Source organism: Kitasatospora sp. NPDC059747 (assembly GCF_042732955.1).
Taxonomy (GTDB): Bacteria; Actinomycetota; Actinomycetes; order Streptomycetales; family Streptomycetaceae; genus Kitasatospora.
This window is the reverse complement of sequence record NZ_JBHWGV010000072.1, coordinates 24060-34206: the sequence shown is the minus strand read 5'-3', so window position 1 is coordinate 34206 and position 10147 is coordinate 24060. Positions and strand designations below refer to the sequence as shown.

The following is a 10147-nucleotide window of genomic DNA, read 5'->3' as shown; positions in this document are numbered from 1 at the left end:
GGGGGGCCCGGGCTCTCCCGCCCCCCGCGCGGCCCGCGCCGTGGGTGTCGTCGCTCTGGCGGTGGGGGGGGGGGGGGGCGGGCGGGCGGCCCCCCCCCCCCCCCCCCGACGGGCGTGACTCACCTGAGAGGGAAAGCAGCCGTATGCCCCGCAAACCACGCCGCTTCCGGCTCGGAGCACTCGTCGCCGTCGTCGTGTGCGCCCTGGCCGCCGGCGGATTCGTCGCCTACCGGACGGTCTCCGACGGGACGGCGGAGCGGCCGGTCACCACGGACGAGGCGTCCAGGCTCGCCCTGTCGCGACTGAACCTCTACCAGGTCAGTCCGGTCGGCGTGGTCCTCACCGCGGCCGAGGGCGGGGGAGTGGAGATCCGCGTCGAGGGCGTCGTCGACTACCGGACCCGCCGGGGCGTCGGCCGCTACACGACCACCGGGCCCGGCGCGCAGCCGGACCGCGGCCTCATCGTCTGGGACACCGGTGGCCTCGGCCTCGCCCCCGAACCCACCGGCGACAAGGGCGAGTTCTGGGAGCAGGCCGAACACGTCCCCCGCTCCGGCTGGTCGCCGCGCACCTACACGGCCGACCCGCTGGACTCCGGCCTCCAGCTGATGGTCCAGCTCGGCGCGGACCGGCCCGACAACCCGCTCCTGCTCGCCCAGTCCGGCGCCCGTTGGCTCGGCCCGGACCGCATCGACGGCCGCGGCTACGACCGCTTCGCCGGCCCCCGCGCCCAGGGCGCCGCCCCCGACGGCGGCCGCTCGCCCCTCACGTACTGGGTCGACGGCGACGGCACGCTGCGCCGCGTGACGATGCGGCTGCCGGGGCTCGGCACGCCGACCGCCGTCGAGTTCAGGGGGCGCGACGGCGGGGCGAAGCTCCCCGAAGCACCGTGGCTCACCGGCTGACGCACGCCCCGGTGCCCGGCTCCTCGGGGCCGCACGCCCGCACGCCGCGACCGAGGGCCTCCGACTCGCCGTCCCCGCCGAGGAGGTGCAGCTCAGGACGAACATGCGGATCTACGGCGTGCACGGGCTGCCCGTCACCCGGACGGCGCCGGCGTGACGGCTGGTGGGATCAACTCGGCTGCGGCGGAACGGCGGTGACGTCGGTCGGCAGCGGGTACGCGTCCGCGTCCACCGTCCCCGGCAGGCCGGTGGCCGGGCGGCCGGGCGCGGACGGGTCCGGCAGCGACGGCTGCGCGGGCGGCGCGGCGACCTGGCTGAACGGCACGCCGGGCGGCGCCTGGACCGGGGCCGCCCGCCCGCCGGGCACCGGCCCGCGGCCCTGGGCGCCGCACGCCGCCAGGCCCTCCAGCCCGTCCGGGCTCTGGACGGCGGGCTGGTTGCCGCCGAAGCAGTTGCCCGGGTCGGCCGAGGCCAGGACGAGGTCGGCGCCGTTGCCGTCGGTGCGGTTGCCCTCGACGCGGTTGCCGCTCGCCGGGTGCCCGGCCGGGTCGGTGACGATCACGCCGGCCGCGCGGTTGCCCCGGACGAGGTTGCGCCGAACCAGGTTGGCCGTCCCGCCGCCGATGCCGATACCGATGCCGAAGCCCCCGTCCGCCTGTTCGGGGGTGTCGGGGGCGTTGTTGTCGGCGACGACGTTCCCGGCGATCACCGCGCCGTGCTGCGGGGCGAGCGCCTCCAGGTCGTTGGAGTTGACGGTGACGCCGACCCGGTTGCCGACGACGCGGTTGCCCAGCACCGACAGCCCGTCCGAGGCGTTCGTCAGCTCGATGCCGACGGCGTTGCGCTCCACCGTGTTGCCGCGCACCAGCGTGTCGCACGGCTTGCACTGCCCGACGTAGATGCCCGAGTCGGCCTGCCCGGAGGCGTACGAGTCCTCGATCACGCCGCCGCGCGCGTCGAACGCGTAGATGCCGTACAGCCCGTTGCCGTACGCCGTCACCCGGCTCGCGCGGAAGCCCTGGACGACCGGGAAGCGGGCGGTGTCCAGGGGGTCGTACGCGGAACCGCCGGCGCCGCGCTGCTGCAGCTTCTCGTCGGTGACGCCCGTGAACAGCACGCCGTTGGCGAGGTAGCCGTGGACGGTGAGGTTCTCGACCACCGAGCCGGGCCCGGTCACGGTGACGCCGTTGACCAGCTTGAGGCCGCCGTCGAGGACGACGCCGTTGCGGTCGGTGCCCCGGAGGGTCAGGCGCGCCTTGGTGACGCGGACGCTCTCGCGGTAGACGCCGGGGGAGACGAGGACGGTCTCGCCGTCGCGGGCCACGTCGACGGCCTTCTGGACGGTGGGGAAGTCCTGCGGCACCCGCAGCACGCTCCCGGCCGGATGCTTCGCGACGTCGGAGCCGGAGCCTGCGGAGGAACACCCGGCGGCCGCCAGCGCGGTGGCTGCCAGCAGCGTGGCGAACACACGTCCCGAGGAGAGGAGTTGCATAGTCAGTGTTCTATCGTCTCCAATAGCGCGCATGCCCACCGAACCGGAAAACGCGCAGCAACCGGACCGCGATGCCGCCCCCGGGTTCGGCCGGCGCAGGGCGCTGTTCGCGGCCGGTGCGGTGCTCGCCGCGGGTGTCGGAGCGGCGGCCGGTCAACTGGCGAGCGGCGAGGCCGAGTCGGGCCACCCGGTGGCACGCCCGCCCGCTCCGACGCCCTTCCACGGCGTCCGGCAAGCAGGATTGACGTTCCCTCAGCAGGAGGCGACCCAACTCCTCGCCTTCGACCTGCCCCAGAACTCCCCGGCCGCCGACCGGGAGGCCCTGCGCGCCCTCCTCGCCGAGCTGACCCGCGTCCTCTCCGAGGCCGTCTCCGACCTGCCGCCCGACCCGCGCCTGGACCGCGGCGCCGGGAGCCGACTCACGTCACTGGTGGGCGTGGGCCCCGCGATCGCGTCCCGGCTGGGCCTCGACGTCCCGCCCGCCCTCGGGGAGTTGCCGCCCTTCCCCGGAGACCACCTGGACCCGGCGCGCAGCGGCGGCGACCTGCTCCTGCAACTGTGCGCCGACGACCGCTGGACCCTGGCCGTCGCCGCCGAACTCGTCGCCGCGGCCACCCGCGCCGCCGGCGCCACGCCCCGCTGGTCGCAGTCCGGATTCCTGCCGCCCACACCCTCCGGCGTCACCCCGCGCAACCTCTTCGGCTTCAAGGACGGCACGGCCAACCCCGACGACGAGACCGCCCGCCAGTGGGTCTGGGGCCCGCCCGGCCCGCACGAGAACGGCACCGTCCTCGTCTACCGCCGCATCCGCATGGACACCGCCGCCTTCGCCGCGCTCCCCGCGGAGCGCCGCGACCAGGCGATGGGCCGCCGCGCGACCGACGGCGCCCCGCTCACCGGCACCACCGAGCACGAGGACCCGGACATCTACGCCAAGAACCCCGACGGCTCCTACGTCATCCCCGCCACCGCCCACGTCCGCCTCTCCAGCCCCCGCCTCGACGGCGGCGCCCGCATGCTGCGCCGCGGTTACAGCTACGACGACGGCCCCACCGACCGCGGCCTGCTCTTCTGCGCCTTCATGCGCGACCCCGCCCAGTTCACCCGTGTCCAGACCCGCCTCGCCGCGCGCGACGCCCTCAACCCGTTCCTGGACCACACGGCCTCCGCCGTCGCGTACGTCCTGCCCGGCGCCCGGGAGGGCTCCGTGCTCGGGGAGCACCTCTGGGCGTGAGCCCTGTGCGCTAACGTCCCGCCACGGCGGCCGGGTCGGGTGCGTCCGTCGGCGCGAGGGTGTGGAGGCGGGCGAGGACGGCGGGGTCCTGGGCGTCGAGCCAGTCGGCGAGCTGCCGGAAGGACACGCAGCGGACGCCGTCGCGGTGGCACAGGTCCTTCATCGCCGCCTCGGCGGCCTGGAGCCCGGCGTCGTTCCCGGAGCCCAGGTCGGTGTCGAGGACGAGCGGTGCGCGGGTGCCCCGGTAGGCGCGGTCGAAGGCGCTGCGGTACGCCTGCGGCGTCCGGTCCGTGGCGAGCAGCGGGAATTCCCAGATCCCGTCCGTCCGCGCCGGCCAGCGCGCGGTGTCGTCCCGCGAGCCCACGTCGTAGCGCCAGCCGGCGTCCTGCTCGGCGGGAAGCAGGTTCTCCCGGCCCTCCAGGCACGGCGCCCGGCCGCCGACGAGCTCCGTCTGGTAGTCGAACGGCAGCGGGGGCAGGTCGGCGAAGCCCGTCCCGGTCTTCCAGAAGTTCACCATCGAGTAGCCCTGGCCGATCTCGCTCCGCCAGTCGGCCGTCGACCAGTCCCGGCCGCCCTTCGGCCCGCAGAACTGTCCGATGAAGCCGTCGGCGATCTCGTCGCCGTCCAGCCACGCGCGGCCGACCTGCTGGAGCGTGGCCCGTACCTCCCCGTCGGCCGGGAAGGGGACGGCGGCGGCGCCGACCTCGTGTTGCGGCGGCTGGTACTGCCAGCGGACGGAGGCGGGGAGCAGGTCCACGCCACGGAGGAAGAACGTGACGTCGGCGCCGTTCGCCCTGGCCGCTCCGCGGGCGCGGGAGAAGAGGTGGCCGTCGCCCTCGGCGGGGGAGCCGAAGGAGAAGACGACGAACTGCGGCGGCCGCTCACCCGGTCCGAGCCGGACGGGAGCCGGCTGCCCGGGCTGCGGGCCGGTGTCGGAGGTCGAGCCGTCGCCGAGCACGGTGACGGCCGGCGCGTCCGCCGAGGGTGGTGAGGCCTGCCCGCCGTGGCGGTCCGGGACGGACGGCATGAAGGCGAGCGCGGCGACGACGCCGAGCGCGAGCACGGCCGCCGCACCGCGCCGGGGCTGCACGCGTGCCGCCGGTTCCGACGGGTGCTCACTCATACGGGTCTCCCGGTTCGGCGATGCGGCGGACGCGGTCCGCGGCGAGGGCGGGCACGGCACCGCTCCGCCCGTCCGGCTGCCACGTGCCCGTCACCTCGACCCACGTCCCCTCGGGCGGTGCGTCGACGTCGTGGACCTCGACCTTGCTGGTCTGCGCGTCGGCGGCACAGCAGGTGATGGTCAGCCGGGTGAGGTACCAACTCCCGCCGCCGGGGCCGGGCGTGGCGAATCCGGTGAGCCGGACCTGCCGTCCCTTGAGCGAACCGCTGGTGTCCCAGACGGCGCGGGCGTCGAAGTCGGCGAGCCGCAGGGCGACCGGCCCGTTCGCGGGCAGCGGCCCGAATCCGCCTGCGGGGTCGGCGGGCTTGGCGGCGGTGCTGTCCGAGTGCTGCGCGGTGAAGGCTCCCAGTGCCCGGGGCTGGAGCAGGTAGATCGCGAGGACGGGCAGGAGCAGCAGCCACGCGGTGCGGGGAGCGCCGTGGCCGTGGTCGTGCCCGTCCTCGGCCCCGGTGCGCCGGCCGGGGCGCAGCAACTCCTGTGCGGCGACGGCCGCACCGACCAGCCCGACCACGACGAGCAGCAGGCCGCTCGCGATCAGGTACGGCCGCAGCTCCTTGCGCACGTACCGCAGGTACAGCTCGCTGAAGAGCGAGATGTGCAGCACCGCCGCCCCGAGCAGGACGTGCAGCAGCGCCCGGACTTCGCGCCTCACAGGAGCCACCACCCGGTCAGGGACGCCGCGGTGACGGCGACGACGAACGTGGCGGCGCAGAACCGCCACGCGAAGGCCCGGCCGAAGGTGCCGGCCTGGAGGGCGATGAGCTTGGCGTCGACCATCGGCCCGACGACCATGAAGGCGAGCTTGGCGGTGGTGGAGAAGCCGGTGAGTCCGGCGGCGACGAAGGCGTCCGCCTCCGAGCAGACGGCGAGCAGCACGGCCAGCACGGCGAGTACGAGGACGGAGACGCCGGGCAGTCCGGCCAGGTCGCCGAGCAGGCCGCGCGGCACGGCGACGTTGAGGGTGGCCGCGGTCATCCCGCCGATCACCAGGAAGCCGCCGGCGTGCAGGAAGTCGTGCTCCAGCGAGGCCCGGAAGGCGGGCAGGCCGGTCGGGCCGCCGGGCGCCGGCTTCGGCCGCAGCCACTCCGGGCGGCCGAACCGCGACCAGAGCAGCCCCATCGCCACGGCGGTGGCCAGCGAGGCCAGGAAGCGCGCGGCCACCAGCTCGGGCTGCCCCCGGAAGGCGACGGCGGTCGCCACGAGCACGACCGGGTTGACGGCCGGCGAGGAGAGCAGGAACGCCAGCGCCGCCGCCGGAGCCACCCCACGGGCGATCAGCCGCCCGGCCACCGGCACCGACGCGCACTCGCAGCCGGGCAGCACGACCCCGGCCGCGCCCGCGATCGGCACGGCGAGCAACGGGTTGCGCGGCAACGCCCGTTCGAGCCACCGGGCCGGGACGAACGCGGCGATCGCGGCCGACAGCACCACGCCGAGCAGCAGGAACGGCAGCGCCTGTACGCAGACGGCGACGAACACGGCCCCCCACGCCTCCAGCCACGCGGGCCCCGTCCGGTCACCGAGGACCTGCCGCCCGACGAGCACGGCGAGCATGCCGACGACGAGCAGTCCGAGCGAGCCGATCCGACGGCCGCGTTCGCCGGGTGCTTCTTCCTCGACCGGCCGCGGCCGGTGCGGCCGGGCCTCGACGGCGATCTCGTCAGCCATGGGCGGCCGGACGCTCCTTCGCTCACAACGCACGGGTACGACCGCCCTCCACGGCGCGGCCGCGGTGAGTCTAGTGCGCGTACCCGGGAGGTCCTTCCCGCCCTACGCTCCCGCGCGGTACCCCCGGAGGAGTCCGGTCAGGATGTCGGCGAGCCGCGGTGCGACGTCGATCACGGTGTGGGCGAGCTCGTACTGGCAGGAGTTCAGCGCCCGCAACCGCGGCGAGTCGCCGCCGCTGTGGGACGCGCTGATGCCGCGGCCCGAGGCGGCGGGCGAGGCCGCGTAGCCCGGACCGGGGGCCCGGACCGGGGGTGCTCAGTCGTCCTGCGCCTCGGCCGCGGCCTTGAGGTCGTGCAGCCAGGCGTCGAGCCCGGCCCGGAGGATCGCCGTCGCGGCGGGCACGTCGGCGTCGACCTGGGCGCCGGTGTGGGTCTCCTCCGTGCCCACGAGGACCCCGCCGTCGACCTCCGCGAAGTTCCACACGTGCACGCCGTCGATCCGCAGCCCGTCGGCGACGGCGGGCCCGGTCCAGCGGATGCAGGCGCCGGGCCGGATCTGCCGGACGGTCGACGTGATGTCCAGGCCGGTCGCGGTGGTCGCGGGGTTCGGCGGGATCGGCGTCGTCCAGTGGAACGCCGACCCGCGCCGCAGCACCCCGCCGTCGAGCCGCTCCGCCGAACCGACGGCCGCCTGCCAGGAGGGCCAGCCCTCGACGTCGGTCTGCAGCCGCCAGACGGTGCCGAGCGAAGCGTGCACGACGGTCGAGGCCCGGTAGCGGACGGCGGCCCCCGGGTCGACGCCCTCTCCGCGACACGTCAGCGAACTCCGGGCGGAGTCGGCAGAGGCGGGCGAGGCGACGACGCCGAGGAGGCTCGCGGCAACGGCGGCGCCGGCCAGGGCGGTGCGAAGGCTGGGCATGGTGCTCCTCCAACGATTGGGTGAGTGGCCATCGCGAGAGGCATAGCCACTCGCTGTCGTTATAAGTTCTAACTCTCGGCGGGCGACAGGTCAAGGGATCCTGTGGCGCCTGCCGGCGCACAGTGGTCGTGATAGCTTCTAGCGAAACCTTCAGCGTGTAGCGACCGGAGCGGGGCGGCCATGGCGACGACCGGTGCGGACACCCCGCGGGAGCGGTACCGGGCGCAGGTGCGGGCGGAGGTCAAGCAGCACGCCTGGGAGCAGATCGCCACGGCCGGGGCCTCGGCGCTCTCGCTCAACGCGATCGCCAAGCGGATGGGCGTGAGCGGGCCGGCGCTCTACCGGTACTTCGCCAGCCGGGACGACCTCATCACCGAGCTCGTCCGGGACGCCTACCGCGGACTCGCCGACACCCTCGGTGCGGCCGCCGCCGCGGGTACCGACCTGCCGGGGCTGGCGCACGTGCTGCGCGCGTGGGCGCTGGAGGATCCGCACCGGTACTTCCTCATCTACGGCACCCCCGTCCCCGGCTACCACGCCCCCGACGACACCACCGCCGTCTCGGGCGAGATCATGGCGGTCCTCCTCGACGCCTGGACGGCCTTCGCGCCGGAGGGGCCCGCGACGGCGTTCGACGCCCACCTCGCCGACCACCGCGCCTGGGACGGCGGGCACCCGGCCCCGCCCGAGGTGCTGCACCGGGCGCTGTCCTTCTGGACCCGCCTGCACGGCGTCCTGTCCCTGGAGCTCGCCGGGCACTTCACCGGGATGGGCTTCGATCCCGCGCTGCTCTTCGCCGCCGAGCTGGACGACCTGCTGGGCCGCTCCTGATCCGCTCCTGATCCTCTCCTGATTCACCGTCAAGTCGGAAACAAATCGGATGAGTTCGACCCCCGTCGGCCGTAGGCTCGACGGTTATGGTTGATCTCTATCCTCCGACCGAGCCCTACGACACCGGATTCCTCGACACCGGGGACGGCAACCGCATCTACTACGAACAGCTCGGCAACCCCGAGGGCAAGCCCGCCCTCAACGTCCACGGCGGGCCCGGAGCCGGCGCGATGCGCAGGCCCGCCCGCTCCTGGGACCCGGAGTGCTACCGCTTCATCCGCTTCGACCAGCGCAACTGCGGCCGCAGCACCCCGCACGCCAGCGACCCGGCCGCCGACATGAGCCTCAACACCACGCAGCACCTGATCGACGACATGGAACGGCTGCGCGAACACCTCGGCATCGACCGCTGGTTGCTCAACGGTGCCTCCTGGGGCTCGACCCTCCTCCTCGCCTACGCGCAGCAGCATCCCGAACGCGTCACCCAGATCGTCGTCGCGGCCATCACGACGACCCGGCCCGCCGAGACCCAGTGGCTCTACCAGGGCGCCCGGCGCTTCCAGCCCGAGGCCTGGGACCGCTTCCGCGACGGCGTCCCCGAGGACGAGCGCGCCGCCCTCGGCGATGACTGGCGCAGCCTGCTCGCCGCCTACTCCCGCCTCATGGAGAACCCCGACCGGGCCGTCCGGGAGAAGGCCGCCGCCGACTGGCTCGCCTGGGAGGACGCCGTCATCTCGGGCGAGCCCAACAACAGCCCCGGCATGTACAGCAACCGCGAGGTCGACGACCGGATCGCGTTCGTCCGCATCTGCGCCCACTTCTTCGGCAACGGCGCCTGGCTGGAGCCCGACCAACTGCTGCGCGACGCCCACAAGCTGGCCGGCATCCCGGGCGTCCTGGTGCACGGGCGGCACGACATGGGCGGCCCGCCGGACACGGCCTGGGAACTGGCCAAGGCGTGGCCGGACGCCCGCCTCCACATCATCGAGGACTCCGGGCACGCCGGCAGCGACGAGCTGAACCAGGTGGTCCGGACGGCCATCGAGGACTTCAAGCACCTCTGACGGCCGACGGCGCCGCACGGGTGACGGGCGGTGCGGTGCGGGCCCTACCTCCCGGGCGGCGGCCCGGCGCGATGTCACCATCTGGGCGTATCCGGCACGATTCGACCGGTTCCCCCCAGGAGGACCTCCGCATGAGCCGTCGCACCCACCGCCCCGCCCTCCTCGCGGCCCTGGCGCTCGCCCTCGCCCCGCTCGCCGGCTGCAGCGGCGTCGGCGTCGGCGGGGCAGGCCCGGTGGCCGTCGCACCCCCGCCGCCGGAGAAGGCCTTCGGCCAGGCCTGCGCGGCGATGCCCGGTCAGGGCCCCGGCAGCCTCGACGCGATGGGCGGCACACCCGTGCTGACCGCCGTCGACCAGACCAAGGACCTCTCGCAGCTGTCCGCGCTGGTCAAGACGGCCAAGGCCAAGGACATCTTCGACTCGATGGAGAACGTCACCGTCTTCGCCCCGAACGACGCGGCCTTCGCGAAGCTGCCCGAGGACCAGAAGAAGGCCCTCGCCACCCAGCAGGGCGCCGGCGACCTCGTCCGCAAGCTCATCGTCGTCCGCGACCTGCGCAAGGACGACCTCCAGGACAAGCAGTACAACACCCTCCAGGGCGCCGTCATCAAGGCCACCGGCAGCGGCGAGGACTACCGCATCGGCGGCGCGCAGGTGCTCTGCGGCAGCATCAAGACGGCCAACGCGCGCCTGGCGATCCTCGACACGGTGCCGGCCTTCGGCTGACGCTCCTTCATCGTGGTGGGGGGGGGGGCGCGGCGCGGCACACAGCAGGTATAGCCCCCCGCCCCCCGCTTCCGAAAACAGGGGGCGGGGGGGGGGGCAGACGCGGGGGGGGGGGTGGGAAATTCGG

11 protein-coding genes are annotated in these 10147 nt (G+C 74.8%); 6 read left to right on the top strand and 5 right to left on the bottom strand.

All coding sequences use genetic code 11. The annotated features are described in order from the left end of the window. Window positions 1-143 precede the first annotated feature (143 nt). Entirely contained in the window at window positions 144-905 is a 762-nt protein-coding gene (locus ACFV4G_RS27825; RefSeq protein WP_380444846.1) for a hypothetical protein, read from the top strand. 169 nt (window positions 906-1074) lie between these two features. Here ACFV4G_RS27825 and ACFV4G_RS27820 read toward each other — a convergent pair whose 3' ends face one another. After that, entirely contained in the window at window positions 1075-2397 is a 1323-nt protein-coding gene (locus ACFV4G_RS27820) for a right-handed parallel beta-helix repeat-containing protein (protein ID WP_380444845.1), read from the bottom strand. Window positions 2398-2428: 31 nt separating this feature from the next. Between ACFV4G_RS27820 and ACFV4G_RS27815 the strand changes: the two genes are divergently transcribed. After that, complete coding sequence (locus tag ACFV4G_RS27815) at window positions 2429-3631, top strand: Dyp-type peroxidase (RefSeq protein ID WP_380444844.1); 1203 nt, start codon at window positions 2429-2431, stop codon at window positions 3629-3631. A 10-nt stretch (window positions 3632-3641) separates the two neighbouring features. Here the strand turns inward: ACFV4G_RS27815 and ACFV4G_RS27810 are convergent, their stop codons facing one another. From ACFV4G_RS27810 to ACFV4G_RS27800, 3 genes are read right to left on the bottom strand one after another with little or no spacing between them, the layout of a single operon-like run. After that, window positions 3642-4754, bottom strand: coding sequence for a hypothetical protein (locus tag ACFV4G_RS27810; RefSeq protein WP_380444843.1), 1113 nt, complete (start codon window positions 4752-4754; stop codon window positions 3642-3644). Beyond that, window positions 4747-5466 (bottom strand): TIGR03943 family putative permease subunit, encoded by a 720-nt coding sequence (locus ACFV4G_RS27805; protein ID WP_380444842.1) that lies wholly within the window; start codon window positions 5464-5466, stop codon window positions 4747-4749. Before ACFV4G_RS27805 ends, ACFV4G_RS27810 begins: the two co-directional genes overlap by 8 nt. Then, the gene (locus ACFV4G_RS27800) at window positions 5463-6482 is read right to left on the bottom strand and encodes a permease (RefSeq protein WP_380444841.1); all 1020 of its coding nucleotides are present in this window, start codon (window positions 6480-6482) and stop codon (window positions 5463-5465) included. Before ACFV4G_RS27800 ends, ACFV4G_RS27805 begins: the two co-directional genes overlap by 4 nt. 142 nt (window positions 6483-6624) lie before the next feature. Here ACFV4G_RS27800 and ACFV4G_RS27795 point away from each other — a divergent pair, with 142 nt between their 5' ends. Further along, on the top strand, window positions 6625-6768 hold the full coding sequence (locus ACFV4G_RS27795) for a hypothetical protein (RefSeq protein WP_380444840.1): 144 nt from the start codon (window positions 6625-6627) through the stop codon (window positions 6766-6768). Between the two features lie 29 nt (window positions 6769-6797). Here the strand turns inward: ACFV4G_RS27795 and ACFV4G_RS27790 are convergent, their stop codons facing one another. Next, window positions 6798-7400, bottom strand: coding sequence for an SRPBCC family protein (locus tag ACFV4G_RS27790; protein WP_380444839.1), 603 nt, complete (start codon window positions 7398-7400; stop codon window positions 6798-6800). 180 nt (window positions 7401-7580) lie between these two features. Between ACFV4G_RS27790 and ACFV4G_RS27785 the strand changes: the two genes are divergently transcribed. The 3 genes from ACFV4G_RS27785 (at window position 7581) to ACFV4G_RS27775 (ending at window position 10020) form a co-directional block, all read left to right on the top strand. Then, on the top strand, window positions 7581-8231 hold the full coding sequence (locus ACFV4G_RS27785; protein WP_380444838.1) for a TetR/AcrR family transcriptional regulator: 651 nt from the start codon (window positions 7581-7583) through the stop codon (window positions 8229-8231). 86 nt (window positions 8232-8317) lie between these two features. Further along, window positions 8318-9295 carry a prolyl aminopeptidase gene (gene pip, locus ACFV4G_RS27780; protein WP_380444837.1) on the top strand — a complete coding sequence of 326 codons (978 nt, stop codon included), beginning with the start codon at window positions 8318-8320 and terminating at the stop codon, window positions 9293-9295. 131 nt (window positions 9296-9426) lie between these two features. After that, window positions 9427-10020, top strand: a complete 594-nt coding sequence (locus ACFV4G_RS27775) for a fasciclin domain-containing protein (protein ID WP_380444836.1) — start codon at window positions 9427-9429, stop codon at window positions 10018-10020. Window positions 10021-10147 lie beyond the last annotated feature (127 nt).

Coding starts and splice junctions, on each gene's coding strand:
- ACFV4G_RS27825 (WP_380444846.1), top strand. CDS start 144: ATGCCCCGCAAACCACGCCGCTTCCGGCTCGGAGCACTCGTCGCCGTC.
- ACFV4G_RS27820 (WP_380444845.1), bottom strand. CDS start 2,397: ATGCAACTCCTCTCCTCGGGACGTGTGTTCGCCACGCTGCTGGCAGCC.
- ACFV4G_RS27815 (WP_380444844.1), top strand. CDS start 2,429: ATGCCCACCGAACCGGAAAACGCGCAGCAACCGGACCGCGATGCCGCC.
- ACFV4G_RS27810 (WP_380444843.1), bottom strand. CDS start 4,754: ATGAGTGAGCACCCGTCGGAACCGGCGGCACGCGTGCAGCCCCGGCGC.
- ACFV4G_RS27800 (WP_380444841.1), bottom strand. CDS start 6,482: ATGGCTGACGAGATCGCCGTCGAGGCCCGGCCGCACCGGCCGCGGCCG.
- ACFV4G_RS27795 (WP_380444840.1), top strand. CDS start 6,625: ATGTCGGCGAGCCGCGGTGCGACGTCGATCACGGTGTGGGCGAGCTCG.
- ACFV4G_RS27790 (WP_380444839.1), bottom strand. CDS start 7,400: ATGCCCAGCCTTCGCACCGCCCTGGCCGGCGCCGCCGTTGCCGCGAGC.
- ACFV4G_RS27785 (WP_380444838.1), top strand. CDS start 7,581: ATGGCGACGACCGGTGCGGACACCCCGCGGGAGCGGTACCGGGCGCAG.
- pip (WP_380444837.1), top strand. CDS start 8,318: ATGGTTGATCTCTATCCTCCGACCGAGCCCTACGACACCGGATTCCTC.
- ACFV4G_RS27775 (WP_380444836.1), top strand. CDS start 9,427: ATGAGCCGTCGCACCCACCGCCCCGCCCTCCTCGCGGCCCTGGCGCTC.